This is a genomic window from Acinetobacter sp. TY1 (assembly GCF_048551395.1).
Taxonomy (GTDB): Bacteria; Pseudomonadota; Gammaproteobacteria; order Pseudomonadales; family Moraxellaceae; genus Acinetobacter.
Window position 1 is genome coordinate 16,485 of record NZ_JBLYZK010000031.1, and the last position, 17,839, is coordinate 34,323.

Annotated in this window: 21 protein-coding genes; 8 read left to right on the top strand and 13 right to left on the bottom strand. The window is 37.5% G+C overall.

Going from position 1 to position 17,839, the window contains the following annotated elements:
* Positions 1–18: 18 nt before the first annotated feature.
* From ACK2M2_RS14150 to ACK2M2_RS14180, 7 genes are all read right to left on the bottom strand, one after another.
* Positions 19–609, bottom strand: a complete 591-nt coding sequence (locus ACK2M2_RS14150) for a CvpA family protein (protein WP_409512733.1) — start codon at positions 607–609, stop codon at positions 19–21.
* A 2-nt stretch (positions 610–611) separates the two neighbouring features.
* Positions 612–1,616: a quinone-dependent dihydroorotate dehydrogenase gene (locus ACK2M2_RS14155; RefSeq protein ID WP_419349471.1), complete on the bottom strand. Its 1,005-nt coding sequence runs from the start codon at positions 1,614–1,616 to the stop codon at positions 612–614.
* A gap of 90 nt (positions 1,617–1,706) precedes the next feature.
* Entirely contained in the window at positions 1,707–2,186 is a 480-nt protein-coding gene (gene gspM / locus ACK2M2_RS14160) for a type II secretion system protein GspM (RefSeq protein ID WP_409512735.1), read from the bottom strand.
* The gene (gene gspL / locus ACK2M2_RS14165) at positions 2,186–3,328 is read right to left on the bottom strand and encodes a type II secretion system protein GspL (protein ID WP_419349474.1); all 1,143 of its coding nucleotides are present in this window, start codon (positions 3,326–3,328) and stop codon (positions 2,186–2,188) included. Before gspL ends, gspM begins: the two co-directional genes overlap by 1 nt.
* A 40-nt stretch (positions 3,329–3,368) precedes the next feature.
* On the bottom strand, positions 3,369–3,830 hold the full coding sequence (locus ACK2M2_RS14170; RefSeq protein ID WP_409512737.1) for a SixA phosphatase family protein: 462 nt from the start codon (positions 3,828–3,830) through the stop codon (positions 3,369–3,371).
* Positions 3,831–3,974: 144 nt separating this feature from the next.
* Positions 3,975–5,048, bottom strand: coding sequence for an NAD(P)H-dependent glycerol-3-phosphate dehydrogenase (locus ACK2M2_RS14175; RefSeq protein ID WP_409512738.1), 1,074 nt, complete (start codon positions 5,046–5,048; stop codon positions 3,975–3,977).
* A gap of 112 nt (positions 5,049–5,160) precedes the next feature.
* A complete protein-coding gene (locus tag ACK2M2_RS14180; protein ID WP_409512739.1) occupies positions 5,161–5,736 on the bottom strand; it encodes a nitroreductase family protein in 576 nt (191 codons plus the stop codon).
* Positions 5,737–5,947: 211 nt separating this feature from the next.
* Here ACK2M2_RS14180 and ACK2M2_RS14185 point away from each other — a divergent pair, with 211 nt between their 5' ends.
* On the top strand, positions 5,948–6,328 hold the full coding sequence (locus tag ACK2M2_RS14185; protein WP_419349477.1) for a hypothetical protein: 381 nt from the start codon (positions 5,948–5,950) through the stop codon (positions 6,326–6,328).
* A gap of 102 nt (positions 6,329–6,430) precedes the next feature.
* Here ACK2M2_RS14185 and rhlB read toward each other — a convergent pair whose 3' ends face one another.
* The gene (rhlB, locus tag ACK2M2_RS14190; RefSeq protein WP_419349479.1) at positions 6,431–7,582 is read right to left on the bottom strand and encodes an ATP-dependent RNA helicase RhlB; all 1,152 of its coding nucleotides are present in this window, start codon (positions 7,580–7,582) and stop codon (positions 6,431–6,433) included.
* 104 nt (positions 7,583–7,686) lie between these two features.
* On the bottom strand, positions 7,687–7,899 hold the full coding sequence (locus ACK2M2_RS14195) for a cold-shock protein (protein WP_409512742.1): 213 nt from the start codon (positions 7,897–7,899) through the stop codon (positions 7,687–7,689).
* Positions 7,900–8,292: 393 nt separating this feature from the next.
* Here ACK2M2_RS14195 and ACK2M2_RS14200 point away from each other — a divergent pair, with 393 nt between their 5' ends.
* The 6 genes from ACK2M2_RS14200 to ACK2M2_RS14225 all read left to right on the top strand — a co-directional run bounded on the left by ACK2M2_RS14200 (position 8,293) and on the right by ACK2M2_RS14225 (position 11,953).
* Positions 8,293–8,541, top strand: coding sequence for a sulfurtransferase TusA family protein (locus ACK2M2_RS14200; RefSeq protein WP_419349481.1), 249 nt, complete (start codon positions 8,293–8,295; stop codon positions 8,539–8,541).
* Between the two features lie 148 nt (positions 8,542–8,689).
* Positions 8,690–9,559, top strand: coding sequence for an RNA polymerase sigma factor RpoH (gene rpoH / locus ACK2M2_RS14205; protein ID WP_409512744.1), 870 nt, complete (start codon positions 8,690–8,692; stop codon positions 9,557–9,559).
* A 161-nt stretch (positions 9,560–9,720) separates the two neighbouring features.
* Positions 9,721–10,086 (top strand): DUF423 domain-containing protein, encoded by a 366-nt coding sequence (locus ACK2M2_RS14210; RefSeq protein WP_419349484.1) that lies wholly within the window; start codon positions 9,721–9,723, stop codon positions 10,084–10,086.
* Positions 10,087–10,149: 63 nt separating this feature from the next.
* Positions 10,150–10,347, top strand: coding sequence for a sulfur carrier protein ThiS (thiS, locus tag ACK2M2_RS14215; RefSeq protein WP_419349485.1), 198 nt, complete (start codon positions 10,150–10,152; stop codon positions 10,345–10,347).
* Between the two features lie 13 nt (positions 10,348–10,360).
* Positions 10,361–11,173, top strand: a complete 813-nt coding sequence (locus ACK2M2_RS14220) for a thiazole synthase (protein WP_419349487.1) — start codon at positions 10,361–10,363, stop codon at positions 11,171–11,173.
* 102 nt (positions 11,174–11,275) lie between these two features.
* Positions 11,276–11,953 carry a hypothetical protein gene (locus ACK2M2_RS14225; protein WP_419349489.1) on the top strand — a complete coding sequence of 226 codons (678 nt, stop codon included), beginning with the start codon at positions 11,276–11,278 and terminating at the stop codon, positions 11,951–11,953.
* Between the two features lie 106 nt (positions 11,954–12,059).
* Here the strand turns inward: ACK2M2_RS14225 and ACK2M2_RS14230 are convergent, their stop codons facing one another.
* From ACK2M2_RS14230 to ACK2M2_RS14240, 3 genes are all read right to left on the bottom strand, one after another.
* Positions 12,060–12,380: a putative quinol monooxygenase gene (locus ACK2M2_RS14230; RefSeq protein WP_409512749.1), complete on the bottom strand. Its 321-nt coding sequence runs from the start codon at positions 12,378–12,380 to the stop codon at positions 12,060–12,062.
* A 12-nt stretch (positions 12,381–12,392) separates the two neighbouring features.
* Entirely contained in the window at positions 12,393–12,974 is a 582-nt protein-coding gene (locus ACK2M2_RS14235; RefSeq protein WP_409512750.1) for an NAD(P)H-dependent oxidoreductase, read from the bottom strand.
* A 222-nt stretch (positions 12,975–13,196) separates the two neighbouring features.
* On the bottom strand, positions 13,197–13,808 hold the full coding sequence (locus ACK2M2_RS14240; RefSeq protein WP_409512751.1) for a glutathione binding-like protein: 612 nt from the start codon (positions 13,806–13,808) through the stop codon (positions 13,197–13,199).
* Positions 13,809–14,025: 217 nt separating this feature from the next.
* On the opposite strand from ACK2M2_RS14240, the gene ACK2M2_RS14245 reads away from it, so the two are divergent.
* A complete protein-coding gene (locus ACK2M2_RS14245; protein WP_419349492.1) occupies positions 14,026–15,480 on the top strand; it encodes a SulP family inorganic anion transporter in 1,455 nt (484 codons plus the stop codon).
* Between the two features lie 84 nt (positions 15,481–15,564).
* Here ACK2M2_RS14245 and ACK2M2_RS14250 read toward each other — a convergent pair.
* The coding region (locus tag ACK2M2_RS14250) for a YadA family autotransporter adhesin (RefSeq protein WP_419349494.1) at positions 15,565–17,839 on the bottom strand (2,275 nt) is incomplete at its 5' end.

The following is a 17,839-nucleotide window of genomic DNA, read 5'->3' on the forward strand; positions in this document are numbered from 1 at the left end:
CTCACAGACCAGCTAGGACTAATAAAACGGATTTTTGGTTGAGTGTTCTGCCTTTCCTTCCTTCGTAGAGGCTGGCATATCAGAATCACTAACAGAATGTTCTTTTTGAGAATCTTCTGGACTTATATGTTGCAATGCTTCATTTGCTACATCTTTGGATAACTCAGATGCAAATGGTGCAAATGGCAATAGCGTCTGAATAAGTTTCGACTGTTTCCATGTAGGTGAACTACTCACCCATGGTCCCAATCCTTGCATAGTTATGAGGACGACAAACAAACCTTTCAAGGTTCCAAGCCCAGCCCCTGCTAAACGGTTAAGAGGCCCAAGTTTGAGTGTCTTTAAAATTCGATTGAGCAAAGCGGTGATAATCCACGTCAATACAATGATTAACATGACAATAAATGCAAAAGCTGCAATCTTCTGTACCACTGGATCCTGACTCAGGGAGGACATGGCTGGTGCAATTAACGTGGCATATTTTGCGCCCATAATCAATGCAACAACCCAACCAATCAAGTTCGCAAAGGCTTTTACAAATCCTAGTCGCAAACCGTTGAACCCTCCAATCAATAATATAATCAGAATGATAATATCAGGGGTGTTCATAATTAGGTCATTGCGTTCACACAGTCAGCAATTAAGTCTGGACCTGTGTAAATCATACCACTATAAATTTGAACCAACGATGCACCTGCATTTTGTTTTGCAACCGCATGTTCACCCGCCAAAATACCACCTACACCAATCAGTGGAATTTCATTTTTTAGAATTTTAGCAAACGCTTCTAAGCATAGTGTACTTTTTTCAAATACAGGAGCACCCGATAAACCACCCGCTTCATCACCAAAAGGCAGACCTTCCACACCTTCACGTGACAAGGTTGTATTGGTTACAATCAGACCATCAAGTTTAAATTGCAATAATTGTGCAGCAATAAACTCAATATCGTTTGGCTCTAAGTCAGGGGCAACTTTTAAAACCAACGGCACATAATGCTGTTGTTCTTCAGCTAGCTCTAATTGACGTTTTTTTAAAGTTTCAAGCAATTCAGTTAATGCATGACCACTTTGTAAAGAACGCAAATTTTTCGTATTTGGAGAAGAAATATTAACAGTGATATAAGAGGCGTAGTTATAGACTTTTTCAAGACAAATTAAATAATCTGAAACAGCATCTTCTACAGGCGTTGCAGCATTTTTACCAATATTGATACCAAGCACGCCTTTAAATTTAGCTGCTTTAACATTTTCAACAAGTTGATCAACACCATCATTATTAAAACCCATACGGTTAATAATGGCTTTAGCTTGAGGTACTCGGAATAAACGAGGTTTTGGATTACCTTCCTGCGGTTTCGGTGTAATGGTTCCAATTTCAATAAAACCAAAGCCTAACGCAGCAAGCGCATCAATATAAGCACCATTTTTATCCAAGCCCGCAGCAAGACCGACAGGATTTGGAAATTGGATACCCATACAGGTCACAGGCTTGGCAGCCACCTGATTGCGGATTGCACCCATTTTATGGGCAGATTTAAGCAATGACAGTGTGAGTTCATGTGCACGCTCTGGTGCTAAAGAAAACAACAAAGGGCGAGCAAGTGAATACATCATAGCTAGAAAAGTCTACTGCTTTTTAAGTTGCCGTATTATAGGCACACAATGTTAAAAAGGCTATGCCCGATAGGCGTTTATTTTCAATGCTTACTGTATAGTCGCTGTTAATTTAATCTGCCCATCTGCCTTAGAAAGCTGCATTTTTTCAATACTCAAACCCGCTTGTGCAAGTTGAGTCAGCAGATTAGCCAAAATGGCATAATTTTCATGCTGAGCACTGAGTTGTATTTGCTCACCCATTTGCTGAGAGGTGATTGCAATGCCTTGCTGTTGAGCAATTTGTTGGATTTTTTCCGCAGACGTCATCACCAAATCATCAGAGGGTTGAATCGTAACAACATTACTTTGCATCCACACAATACTTTCTTTGATTTCATTCAAGCGTTTTTGCTGATTTTCTGCCGCTTTATGCGTATAAAATAGCGCAGAACCGACACCAGCAACCAAAACAAAAAGCGTGGTAAAAACTACCATTACGCGCTCACGAGGTGACATCCGCTCAAGGTTCTCAGTCAATCGCTCAAACAGAACATCTAATTTATTTTGCACAAGCTCTAATGCTTTCATTATTGTATTTTCACCAATCCGATCACTGTTGTACCCTGAGTTTGTACGTTACCTAATTCCGCTTTAAAACCTTGTTGATTTAACTGCTGAACTAAAGTCTGCAAACTATCTGAAGACTTTGCGACTAAATCCATATTTAACATCGATGCTTCATAATTGACTTGATTGGCAATAATCTGATGTTGCATCAAAATTGGACCTACACGACTCAACAATTGTAAAGCTTGAGTATCTCCTGTTTGGCTCTTATTTAGACGACTTTGAAAATTACTTCGAACATTCTGCTCAGTTGTGCGCTCTGTACGCCCAAACCAAGATTGATACTGCTCAACTGCAAGCATAGCGGTTTGATCTGCTATTTTTTTCAGTTTCATCCAACGCAATGTATCGTAGCTCAATTGCACCACAATCAAAGCAACCACAAGTACTGCACAAGCCTTCCAATAGCCCGTAACACCACTACTTTCTGTTTTTGCTTTCGGTAATACATTGTAAGGATGCTGCTTTGGCTTTTTAATCTCAGTTAATTCATAAACAAAGCTTTCTCTTTGATCTGATGGCGCAATGGCAAATAAGCTTTCCACTTGTGCATCACTCAAACCACTGTACATATACTGCCGATCTTTCGGTGCATAATCTAAATACAAAGCTAAATCATCAATCGAATTTCCTAAAAATTCATTTTCACGCACCAATAAATGCCCATTGATATTGGCAAGTACAATTTGGTTTTTTTCAGGAATGGGTAACATGAGAAAATCAGGCAACAAAGCTACAACTTTAACTGGTAACAATGTCAATGCGTGTTGCATTGTGATCACTGCATTATTAGCAATACCTAAAATTGAAACTTGATCAGGTTGCTCAAAATGCGAAAAAACTTTCATCTGCTCCACAGGAATAATTACATATTCTTCGAGCAAATATTTAATTCCTTCGGCAGCCAATTGTTTATATTGTGCTTTGCTTAATTGTTGCTGAACAATTTGTACTTCACGACTCGGGAAATACACCACAGCATCATCAGTTTTCTCAAGTTTAATGTCTTGAATTAATTGCTCAAGGCTTTCTGCCTTTTGCCAATGACCACCATTCGACCATTGCCATTCCCCGTTAGATTCAGGCATCCATATATGCAACATCTATTTATTCTGCCCTGTCATTCATTATATTTAAATCTGTTTATACCGCAGGTACAAATGCTTTTTTTTGCGTCGACAAACCATTTGCAATCACAGCTTGCTCGTAAATACGAGCTTCAGCGAGTGCAAAAGGATTAAAATACTCACCTGTGAGTTGTTCTGCAATATGAGCAATAACATTCATGTGGCACACCACTACAATACGCTCATAAGGCAACTGAGATAACCAATCAATGGCAAACTTTGCATCATCTTCAGGTTTGATTTTATCGCAAATCAGCACAGGAATATCTAAATCTTTAAAATTTTGTTGGATTCCTGCAAGCGTTTGCTGTGCACGTAACAATGGACTCACTACAAATACATCAGGTTGTACCTGCTGTTGTACAAAACGAGCTGTTTCAACCGCTTGAAGTTGACCGCGTACAGTCAATGGGCGTTTATCATCATTACCATCGAGCGCAGGTGATGCCTCTCCATGACGAACCAAAGTCAGTTGCATAATTATTTTCCTTAACTTCTAACGCTATTTTTTGATTTAGAAAACCAACTCTCAATTTTATTTTCAAGTTTCGTTAAAATTTAAGCCTATCTATAGGTCAAATAGACTTCATTTTAAACCAATCTATTTTACACTCAATTCTATTTAAACTTGATGATGTGGCAATACAAATTCAACATCACTACGATGTCCATTTTTCATCAATGAAACCGCAATATTCAATGGTGGTGCACCCTCAAAAATCACTTCATACAGCGCCATAGTAATCGGCATATAGACATCTAATTCTTTTGCACGGGCATGAACCTGCACAATAGTATTAATCCCCTCTGCCGTTTGCCCCAATTCTTGTGTCGCTTGCTCTAGCGTTTTACCCGAACCGAGGGCAAAACCCACTTGATAATTACGACTAAGTGGACTATTACACGTTGCAAATAAATCACCAACACCAGATAGCCCCAAGAAAGTCAGAGGATTTGCACCTAATTTCACTGCAAAACGACTCATTTCAGCCAAGGCACGGGTCAAAATCATACTTTTAGTATTTTCACCGACTTTATGCGCGACCGCCATTCCCATAGCAACTGCATAAATATTTTTCAGCGCACCACCCAATTCAACACCGTGCACATCATCACTACCAAACACACGAAATAATGCACTGTGTAATGCCTGTTGTACCGCATAGCGCACCAACTCAGAATCACTTGCAATTACTGTTCCTGCTGGCTGACCCGCAACAATTTCTTTTGCCAAATTTGGACCTGATAACACACCAAAAGGCACTTCAGGAAGTTCTTGCTGAATAATATCACTCATAAAGCTAAAGGTTTTCGCCTCTACACCTTTAGTCAATGACACCACCGCTTGTGACGTAATAAAGGGTTTAATTTGACGTAAAACATCTCGAAATGAATGACTCGGTATCGCGACTAAAATAATGTCACGATTTGACACTGCTTTTTCAAGATTGGACTCTGCACGCAAGCCTTCTTCCAACTGAAAACCAGGCAAATAACGCTGATTGATATGCGTTGCATTAATTTCAGTCGCAATAGTTTCGTCACGAATCCAAATCATGGTATCGCAACCATTACGCACTGCAGTATTTGCCATAGCTGTACCAAAGCTACCACCACCAAGCACAGTTACTCTTAATGCTGTTTTCTGATTGACCGCAACAGGGCTGACCAAATCTTTAAATTGTAATTCCGACATTGTTATTATCCCAATCAATCTGTGTTGGAGGACTTACAACCTCCAACCTCAAATAAAACCAAATGACATCTACATTTTGTTTTATATTATTTCAATACATCTAAAATTTAGCTTATGGCTGCCATGTCGTCACAAATTCAGCACTATCCACATCAACACGAGATGGAATCGCTTTAACAGCAGTTCCAATATAAATAATTCCCGATATTAAATCTCGATCATTCAAACCCAATTGACGTTTCAATAAAGCCGACTCTACCACGGCCCCACTACGCCAAATACTTGAAAAACCTTGTGCTTGTAATGACAATAAAAAATTCTGCACAGCGGCACCCGTACTCAAAGTCTGCTCAAAAAAAGGAACTTTGGGATGATCCTGAAAGCGAGTGACTGCAAGTACCAATAATGGCGCACGAAATGGATGACTCTTAACACGTTCAACTTGAACAGGATCAGTTTCACCTAAATCAGCAACAGCATCTGCCAACAACAGACCAAAAGCTTCTCGCTGTTCTGTCTCAATCTGAATAAAATGTGTAGGCTTTAAACGATGATGATCAGGTGCAGTCAGTGCAGCCTGAAATGCTTGTGTAAGTTGTGCTTTATTTGGCGCAGGCTCAATAAGATGCCCAATAGACTGACGTTGATGCATATTGTCATGAACAATTTGTAATTTTGAATCCACCATTACCCTATACACTGTCAATTTAAACTGATGCACAAGAGTAGCATATTCATAAAAAACTAAGCTACGTTCTACCTGTGGAAAAATGATGGCATTACCTTGTTTTCACAGTAAAACCATAGAAAACTTCAAATTTAATACATCCATACTGTTCTTTATGCATGATGCTGTGCTTAGATAGATTCAATTTCAATACATGAGTAGCAATAAGATGATGAAAAAATATATAACTATATCGTTAGGCGTTGCTGTTGTTGCCGCACTATCAGCTTGCGCATCCTCACCGACCCAATCATTAGCGATTCAAAAAGCAGACAATCAATATGAAGTCACGGGACTTGGTAAAAGTCAGATTATTGCAAAAAATAATGCCATCTCTGCAGCAAATGCAACATGCGGTAAGAAAGCAACGCCTATTGTTTCCAATGAAAAAACTGAATACAACGGTGCATTAAAAGGTGTCTTTGATGAAGAAACAGGGAAAATGATTACTGCTGCTGCGGGCGTACTTGGCTCAGTATTGGGTACAAACACTAACATTGAGAAAGATACAGATTATCAAACTACGCTAAATTTTAGCTGCAAAGCGAATTAATTTATTAGTTAAAAATCAAATCTTTGTTTATAAATGTAAAAAACCTCTCAAAGTGAGAGGTTTTTTCATACAGCATCTTATTAAAAATATAATTAAAATAAATTAGCAATAGCCTTCCAAACGTGTCAATGGTAACTTTTGACCAATCGCTTTTTCAATTTCAGGCAAATAAAATGCATCATCTTCAGACAAGAAACTAATACTCACACCCTGCGTACCCGCGCGCCCTGTACGACCAATACGATGTACATAATCATCTGATTGCTCAGGCAAAGTAAAGTTCACGACATGCGACACACCGTCGACATGAATACCACGACCTGCAACATCCGTTGCAATCATAATATTATGTTGACCATTCTTAAACTGATCGAGCATTTTCAAGCGTTTATCTTGTGCAATTTCACCTGACAACATCACTACTTTATAACCATCTTTTTTCAAATGATCATACAACTTACGCACTTGATCACGACGATTAGCAAAAATCATTACTTTTTCAATTGGCTCATCACGCAAAATATCTTGTAATAACTTATACTTATCTTTGCGCTCAACCACATACACACGCTGTTCAACATCAGCATTGGTTTTCTTTTCTGGTTCAATTTCAACTGTCACAGGCTCACACAACCACTGTTTTGCTAAGTTTAAAACATCATAACTAAACGTTGCCGAAAACAATAAAGTCTGTCGTTGCTCTTTGCGTGGTGAATAACGAACAATACGCTTAACCGATGGAATAAATCCCATATCAAGTAAGCGATCTGCTTCATCAATGACTAAAAATTCAATTTGATCTAACCACACTTCTTTTTGTTCAATAAAATCGATTAGGCGACCTGGTGTTGCCACCATAATATCGACAAAATTCTGACTCAGTGGCTTTTTTTGCTTATCAAAATCAACACCACCAACCAATGCTTGCACATTTAAAGAACTAAATTTCACCAAATCACGAGCATCACTTTCAATTTGCATTGCAAGTTCACGTGTCGGTGCTAAAATTAAAGCACGTGGCTCACCACGAAAACGTTGCTCTTTAATTGGATTATTGAGCAAATCATTAATAATACTAATTAAAAATGCTGCTGTCTTTCCTGTACCTGTTTGTGCACGACCAATCGCATCATGACCACCCAATGTATATTTCAATACTTTTTGCTGAATGGGAGTCATTTCTTTAAACCCTAGAGCATCAATCGCTTGACTGAGTTGCGGATGTAAATTTAGGGTTTTAAAACTAGATGCCATAGAGCTGCTCTAACTGTAGTGGAGTAAATTCGAAGGGTATTATAAACAAAAAAGCCTCAACATGATATTGAGGCTTTTTTTATATTCAGTTCGAGAACCAAATATTAGTCTAAAGGCTGTACTTCTTCAGCCTGAAAACCTTTTTGACCTTGTACTACGCTGAATTCAACGCGTTGGCCGTCACGAAGTGAACGATGACCGTCACCTTGGATAGCACGGAAGTGAACGAATACATCGTCGCCACCTTGACGTTGAATAAAGCCGAAACCTTTAGTGTCGTTGAACCATTTAACAACGCCTTGTTCGCGAGCTGTCATAAGTTAATCCTCTGTAGTGATGAAAAAGGACCACCCGGTGTTGCAAACAGCAGAGCAAACAAAGTTTCAAAATATTTTTGTATTTCAAAGCTTGTAATCATTCTGTAAAACTATTTACCAAATCCCGGTTACATCCATTCAGAATTTAGGTTTTAAAACAACAAATTAATTGCTCTATTACCTAAACACAAAACGAGCTTATCATGGGTTTATTACAATTAATAGATTTTTTTTAGATAATTATTTCCAAATATCGAATGTTAATTTTTTTCGCTCTATTTTTATGCATGATTTAAAAAGTAAATTTACAACTTTTACATATTTTTAAGTTTAGCAATGACATCTGCTTTGCTATAATTCCACACCATAAAATAGTTTTAAATTTAAGCCCAAATGACTGATCTAACCATTGATACAAAACACCCTGATTATGAAGTCGATGCAATAGGAAAGCCTTGTCCTATGCCACTTTTATTGTTAAAAAAACAATTGAAAAAAGTGTCATCAAAGCAAATCATTCTCGTCAAATCTTCCGATCCACACAGTGAAATTGATATCAGTCGCTATTGCCAATTGCATGCATTGAATATGCAAATGTTTAAGCTTTCCGACTCTGAATTTCATTACTTAATTGAATCTTAATTATTTTCAATTTGTATATAAATGCAACACAAGCAGTTACCTTTGCATAAAAATTTACATTTTTACACTATTTCCTCTTAATTCTGCATGTTTTTGGCATTAAGATGAAGACCATTGTTAAAAAATTTGATCCGATTAAGGAGTACTCATGAGCGACAGCAGCAATCAATTGATGCCCCTGTCCTTATCTGCCCCAGGTGTTAACCTCGGGGCTTATATCAGCACGGTCAATCAAATTCCAATTCTGACCGCTGAACAAGAAAAAGAGCTTGCAGATCGTTATTTTTACGATCAAGATTTGGATGCCGCAAAAATGTTGGTAATGTCTCACCTACGTTTTGTTGTGCATATTGCTCGTAGTTATGCGGGCTATGGACTTCCACAAGGTGATTTAATCCAAGAAGGCAACTTAGGCTTAATGAAAGCGGTAAAACGTTTTGACCCAACGATGGGTGTCCGTTTGGTGTCTTTTGCAGTACATTGGATTAAAGCTGAAATTCATGAATACGTGATTCGTAACTGGCGGATTGTCAAAATTGCGACTACTAAAGCACAACGTAAACTATTTTTTAACCTCCGTAGTCTTAAAAAATCAAGCAAAAAACTCACCCTTGAAGAAGCCAAATCAATTGCTAATGATTTAAATGTAACGCCTGAACAAGTGCTCGAAATGGAAGGTCGTTTAACTGCTTATGATGCTGCTTTTGAAGCACAAGGCGAAGATGACGATGATAATTCCACCTATGTTGCTCCTTCTTTATATCTCGAAGATAATCGTTACGACCCTGCTCGTTTGGTTGAAGAAGAAGATTATGAAGAACAAAGTAATAACGCCTTGCACAGCGCAATGGAACAACTTGATGATCGTTCACGCAATATTTTACAGCGTCGTTGGTTAGATGATGATAAATCGACCTTACATGAATTGGCCGCTGAATATAACGTGTCCGCGGAACGTATTCGTCAGTTAGAAAAAAATGCGATGGATAAAATTAAAGTAGCGATGTCGTCCAACTAAGTCATCCATTCCATTTCTAATGAGTAAATCACTTGGTTAGAAATCTGTAAAAGAGCCGATATGGCTCTTTTACTTTATCAATTATTTAAGCAATTTTACCATGATGACAGCTCAATTTTATGTTAATGTTATGCGAAATTTTATTCAGATGAATCACGTTTATGTGGATCGGAATCTCTGCACTAAACCTCGCTTTAGCGGTAGTCTTGGGTGCTTTTGGCGCACATGGATTAAAAAAAATTGCCTCTCCTGAGCAACTCACTTGGTGGCATACCGCAACCGACTATTTTTTCTATCATGCACTTGGCTTACTTGTCTTAGGCATCATCAGTAAAGTCATTCCGCAACTTCCAATAAAAATAAGCTTTTTATTGATTCAAATCGGTATTTTCTTGTTCTGTGGCTCACTGTATATCATGGCACTTGGTTTACCTCGTATATTGGGTGCAATTACTCCAATTGGCGGTGCATTGATGATTTTGGGTTGGCTCGTTCTCGCATGGAATGCCTTTAAACACTTAAAATAATTGGATGTATTGAACACTCATCTTCAATTTGCACACGTATGGACGCTATTAAATGGAACAGTTATGCAAATTTTCTTAAATGGTAAGCCACAAGAAACGTCTTGCCAAAATCTACTGCAACTTATTCAAGAACTTTCTCTCGAAGGTAAACGTTATGCCGTTGAAATGAATGAATTGATCATTTCCAAAAGTAAACTTGAATGTACAGTGATTTCTGCACAAGATCGAATTGAAATTATTCAAGCTGTCGGTGGCGGCTAAAATGGAGAAAACCATGCAAGACCTCCCAAATTCATTTAATTATCAAGATTCACCTCTGATCATTGGTTCTCGTACTTTTCAGTCTCGCCTGCTTGTGGGTACAGGTAAGTATCAAGATTTACAAGAAACTGACCTTGCGATTCAAGCCAGTGGAGCTGAGATTGTTACGGTTGCGATTCGCCGCGTCAATATTGGACAGCATCCTGATCAACCGAACTTATTGTCAGTGATCCCACCTGAAAAATACACCATTTTACCTAACACCGCCGGTTGTTTCGATGCCAATAGCGCTGTGCGTACTTGCATGCTCGCACGTGAACTTTTAGATGGTCATAACTTGGTGAAACTTGAAGTTTTAGGTGATGAAAAAACGCTATATCCAAACATTACCGAAACGCTTAAAGCAGCACGTACACTCATTGATGATGGCTTTGAAATCATGGTCTATACATCAGATGATCCGATTGTAGCTCAAGAGCTTGAAAGTATGGGCTGTGTTGCGATTATGCCTTTAGGTAGTCTGATTGGTTCAGGTTTAGGGATTTTAAATCCACATACTATTTCCATCATAAAAGAAAATGCCAAAGTCCCTGTTTTAGTTGATGCTGGTGTCGGTACAGCAAGTGATGCTGCAATTGCAATGGAACTGGGTTGTGATGGTGTCCTTATGAACACAGCAATTGCAGCCGCACAACATCCTATTTTGATGGCATCGGCAATGAAGAAAGCAGTTGAAGCAGGTCGTGAAGCCTATTTGGCAGGTCGTATGCCACGTAAACGTATGGCGAATGCAAGCTCACCTGAAACAGGATATTTCTTTAAATAGTACTGATCCAATTCAATTGATCATCTATAAGCATCATATAAAAGGGTTCTACGGAATCCTTTTAAATTCATCAAAGTTAAATAAAAAGAATTGAAATCTACAATGATTAAAATAACCTATCTACTGTTTCTTATTAGCTTTTCGTCAGTATGTTTAGCTGAACATACTCCTGCATCATTACATAAATTCATTCCGCAAAACTATGAAATCCTTTCACAATCTACTGGTGATCTCAATAATGATGGTAAAGCAGATCTTGCGATAATTATTCAACCTAAAAACTATAAAATATCTGATCGTAAACTTCTTATTCTATTCAAACAAAATAAAAGCGATAACCTGATCTTGACCAAAAAACTCCCTGAATGGACATACCCTGATCATGAAAACTGTCTACCAGATGCCTTTCAAGAACAAGCGATCAAAATTAGAAAACAAGCATTAAGTATCATTTTCAATTCAATGTCTACGTGTTCAAACTGGTATGGCTCTACAAATACTTACCATTTTAAATGGATCAATAATGACTTCAAACTCATTGGCTTTGACTATGACTTCACTCAAAAAAACACAGGAGAAGTTCATAATACTAGTATCAACTATATAACTAATAAGAGAAAAATTACTCAAAGTTCTATGCAACCTCAATCTTCTAAAGATCAAACTAAAGTCACCTGGCAACACCTCGAAAATTTGAAGTATTATACTCTACAGTCTATTCAATTTAAGCCTGAAGATTACTTCATCAATGGAATCTTAAAAGACAATCCAACTCAATAGATTTTTAAATAAAAAAGCACCCAAAGGTGCTTAATCAAATATTCATAAAAGAAGTAAAGTTACCGTTACATACTTCATCAAGTTGTATTTACTGGCGTTAATCATTTCACTGCTTTTCCAATATTCTTATTTTAACATCCAACACCAAATCCTTCACTGCATCAAAATGAGCTTTCATGTGCGCAGTTTGCATATGTACTTCAAGATGTTGCATCGTTTCCCACTGTTCATACATCACCAGTGAATAAGGTACTTTTTGTTGTATGGTACTATCTCTAACAGCATCTACAACGCTATCAATATACAAATCATAACCATGACAGCCTACTTCTTGTAGAACAGTGTTTTGAATGGCTTTAAATGAACCTATAACCCTCTGTAAACTATGCTCTGAATTTGTCAAAATTTCAGCAATAACTGTAAGCATTATTCAATCATCCTAACCAAATAATGCCAATAAATGTTGACGATATTCTGTTTTATATAGCTCAACATCGGGTGCTTTAATCACATCATTTACAATAAATGTCGGTAAACCCTGCATACCTAAAAACTGATTGGCTTTATGAAAGGGTAAATAAACACCATCAACACCTACACCATTAAAAAATTGATATGGATCAGTAAAAGCATCCTTCGGTGCATTCCACGTCAATGACAGCATATATTTTTTGTCATGTATTAATCCACCTGAACCATATTTTTTAGATGCATCTGAACGGCTACGACCATCACTGGCATATAAAACACCATGCCCTTCAGTAAAAATATCATCAATATATTTTTTTACTGTCCATGGTGAGCCCATCCACCATCCTGGCATTTGATAAATAATGACATCTGCCCAGACATACTTTTGAATTTCTTCTGTAATATCATAGTCTTTATCTGTACGTGTAATTTTAATGTGATGTCCGTTCTCAACAAGCACATTATGTGCTAATTCAGTCAACGTATCATTTAATTCGCCATTGGAATGTGCAAACTGTTTTGCTCCATTGATGATTAAAATATTGCTCATGACTTTACCTTCAATCTATTCAATTTTCAGGCAATATAATGCAAAAAATTATTGAGAAAAATGCTGAAAATTGCAAAATATTATTGATTAAAATTCAACAATTAAAATAGACAGCACAATCGAAAAGTAAATCATTTATTTCATATTTCTTTCGAAGCCAATCACATCAATCATTTAAGTCAAAAAAAAAGCACCCAAAGGTGCTTTTAACATAAAAATGAATTAAGCAATCAAACCTTCATCACGCATTGCAATTTGTACAGACTGGCGTTCTGCAACTTTATTACGCAAAGCCACAATATTGGTAAATGGTGTTAAATCATGATGAATGACCTTCGACCAATTGGTTAGCACAAATAAATATGCATCAGCAGGACCAAAACGATCATTCACCAAATAGTCATAGTCTGATTTTGCTAAATAATCATCAATATATTTCAGCATTTTATCAATGGTTGCATAGCCACGTACTTTTTCATCTTCTGTAATTTTAGGGTCAAAAAATACAGCATATTCATCATGTAATTCTGAGTTCAAATAACCTAACCATTCCAAAACCTTTGCACGTCCTAAACCCGAAGGTGGGATTAAGTCCTGCCCTGCATCATGTTGAGCAATAAAAGGAAGTACTGCGACATTTTCAGTCAAAATCAAACCCGGATTAATTTCTAAAGCAGGCACATACCCTTTTGGATTGATCTCATAATAATCTGCGCCTTTTTCTGTCTTATGTGTTTTGAGATCTACACGCTCAAGATCAAAATCGACATTAATTTCATTCAGTAAAATATGTGCCGCCAAAGAGCATGCGCCCGGTGAATAATATAATTTCATCTCTATTCCTTATTGCTTGTTATAAGTTAATTCTGTTAAATGGCTTATTGACCAATTTCAAGTTTCAAAATGTCAAACTACAAGAAAGCGTAAAACAATAAATAAGCGACTCTTTGAATATTCATTAAAATGAATTCTTTTTCAAGTCAATCTGTTCTGCTTTTTGGTTAAAAGATGCATTAACATACGCATCTTTTTAAAAATTGAATGGTTTATTGTGATCAGTCTGAAGAAACAGGAATGGTTTTCAAACATCCGAACCGATGTATTAGCAGGTTTAGTGGTTGGTTTAGCTCTCATTCCCGAGTCTATTGCATTTTCAGCAATTGCAGGTGTAGATCCTCAGGTGGGTTTATATGCATCTTTTTGTATTGCTGTAACCATTGCATTCTTTGGCGGTCGTACTGCCATGATTTCTGCAGCAACGGGTGCCATGGCATTGCTCATGGTTACTTTAGTCAAAGACCATGGGTTACAGTATTTATTTGCAACAACCATTCTCACTGGAATAATTCAAATCGTTGCTGGTTATTTCAAAGTCGCTAAGTTAATGCGCTTTGTTTCACAATCTGTGGTGTATGGCTTCGTCAATGCTTTGGCAATCTTGATTTTTATCGCACAACTCCCCGAATTATCGCGGATGGATATCACAGGTTATATTTTTGTCGCATTAGGTTTGTGCATTGTTTACTTATTTCCACATCTTCCTAAAATTGGAAAACGTATTCCCTCACCTTTAATTTGTATTGTTTTACTCAGCCTCGTTGCCATGTTATTCAATGCAGACATGCGCACTGTCAGCGATTTAGGAACATTTCCCGATACATTACCCGTTTTTTTAGTTCCTGAAATCCCATTCAATTTAGAAACATTGAAAATCATTTTTCCTTATGCCATAACATTAGCAACAGTAGGTTTACTTGAAACCATGATGACGACGACAATTGTCAATGAAGTGACTCAAACTGAAGGAGAGCGACATAAAGAATGTCGTGGACAAGGCATTGCCAATATAGTGAGTGGCTTTATGGGAGGAATGGCAGGCTGTGCCATGATTGGACAATCAATTATCAACGTTTCTTCAGGCGCTCGCACTCGCCTTTCAACGCTCGTTGCTGGTGTATTTTTGCTTTGCTTAGTGGTATTTTTTAAAGATTGGTTATCTTACATTCCTATGGCTGCTCTCGTTGCCATTATGATAATGGTCGCATTTACAACATTTAATTGGGATTCTGTCAAAAACTTTTCTAAACATCCAATGCAAAGTAATACAGTCATGATTTTGGTTGTGGTCATTGTTTTAGCAACACACAATCTCGCACTTGGTGTACTTTCAGGGGTTTTATTGTCAGCTTTATTCTTCATTAATAAACTTGAAAATGAAGTGAGGGTTCAATCTGAATTACTCAATAATACAACACGAAAGTATACAATTTCAGGGCAAATCTTCTTTAGCAGTGCTGATAAATTCTATCAATTCTTTGATTTTAAAGAGCATATCCAGAATGTAGTGATTGATCTGAACCATGCACATATTTGGGATCTTACGTCTGTCTCAATGTTAAATTCGGTTAAAAATAAATTTGAGTCATGTGGTACTCATGTTGAGATATTAGGGCTCAATACAGCAAGCCACACATTAATTGATCGGCTTCATCCTAAAGCAGAATAAAACCAAAAAATTTAATACTTTGAAGTAAAAAACAAAAAGGCGATCAAATATCAATCGCCTTTTTATATCAAATCAAATTAAAGCTTACCAACTAAAGCCTACACCTGCACCACCTGAACCATCTTCATCAGTAAACGCACCACCAACACTTAAGCTTACATTTTCACTGACAATACGTTGATAACCTATAGCAACAGCTTTTTCATCGCCTTGGAAACCTGCAGCTACACCGACTCGATTCAATCCTTTCAAGCCAGCAGTACTCGTTGCCATGTTCATCATTGCTGCTGACATCGCACCTTGACGATCAAATCGCTTATCCACCTCTTTAAAACGGCGATCCGTCTGATAACTAAAATCGGAGAAGCTACTTTCTAAAGTACTCACACGAGTATCCGTATACTCCTTCGAAGATTTTAATGTTTCAGTATTGGCTGCTTGCATTTGACGTAAATTCACCGCATCAGTCTTTTCAGTTGCATCTGCAACATTGGTGATTTGACGTTCATTTCCACTTGAGCCTACCGAAACCGTATTATCTCGTGTAGATGTCGAATCATTACCCAATACCACTGAATTTTTTGCCGAGGTATTGACATTATTTCCAAGTACAAATGTATTGTCACCACTCACAGTATTATCATTACCTACGACATAACTACCATTTGCAGTCACAATATTAGGATCACCAAATGCACCTGAATTATTTCCAGAAACATTGTTCCCTACACCAACTGCAGTAGAGTTATTCCCTGACACAACAGTATTTGGACCAATTGCTGTAGAATTAATCCCCGTACCGCTCGTGTTTCCAGTACCTGTATTTATACCTAGAACTTTACGATCAGTATAAGCATTTGCATCTTTTAATACTGCTGATGTTTGCTGATCGGTATACGTATTTGCACTATTGAGTGTTGCTGAATCCTGTTGGTCTGTATACGTATTTGCACTACTCAAAGTATTAGAAGCTAGTTGATCTGTATAGCTTTTAGCATCTGTTATATTTTTAGCATCTTGTTGATCAATATAGCTTTTAAGATTGCTCTCACTTCCACTATTTTGCTGATCTACATACGCTTTTAAATTTGTTACTGAGGTTTTTAAGGTACTGATTTCAGTATTCACAGCACCAAATGTATCTCCAATATTTGAATAGCTTTTCCCTTGAATTGAGAACGTAGGTAAAGTAAATACGCCACGGCTATAAGTTGCCCCACCACCTAAAATAGATGTTATTTGCTGTGCTCCTGCCGTTGCTCGTGTAGATAACATTGCAACATTCTGATTCGTTGTAAATAACTGTCCGCCTGTTACCGCATCTTTTGAGCTTACTGTTGAAATATCACCATTTTGTAAATTGGTAATTTTCGTACCACTTGTACCTTTCAGCGTAATGACATCTTGTGTCGTAGTATCATATTGCACTGCCAATTGGTTAAGTGTGCCTTGACCCGATTTTAAATTGGTAATATCGCCTTCATTCGTAGTAACACGACCACCTAATGTATTAATCGCATTACTATTGGTGGTAATTTTTCCATCCAATATGCCAACTTCAGATGTCATTCTTGTATTTAACGTGCCGACTTCTGTTCCTATACGCGTATTCAGCGTTCCCACTTCGGTTGTCACTCGACCATCTAAAGTGCTAATGGCCGTATTCGTTGTATATAACTGTCCGCCTGTTACCGCATCTTTTGAGCTTACTGTTGAAATATCACCATTTTGTAAATTGGTAATTTTCGTACCACTTGTACCTTTCAGCGTAATGACATCTTGTGTTGCCGTATCATATTGCACTGCCAATTGGTTAAGTGTGCCTTGACCCGATTTTAAATTGGCAATATCGCCTTCATTCGTAGTAACACGACCACCTAATGTATTAATCGCATTACTATTGGTGGTAATTTTTCCATCTAATGTGCCGACTTCAGATGTCATTCTTGTATTTAACGTGCCGACTTCTGTTCCTATACGCGTATTCAGCGTTCCCACTTCGGTTGTCACTCGACCATCTAAAGTGCTAATGGCCGTATTCGTTGTATATAACTGTCCGCCTGTTACCGCATCTTTTGAGCTTACTGTTGAAATATCACCATTTTGTAAATTGGTAATTTTCGTACCACTTGTACCTTTCAGCGTAATGACATCTTGTGTCGTAGTATCATATTGCACTGCCAATTGGTTAAGTGTGCCTTGACCCAATTTTAAATTGGCAATATCACCTTCATTCGTGGTCACACGACCACCTAATGTATTAATCGCACCTGTATTTGTATTAATTTTTCCATCCAATGTACCCACTTCAGATGTCATTCTTGTATTTAACGTGCCAACTTCTGTAGTCACACGACCA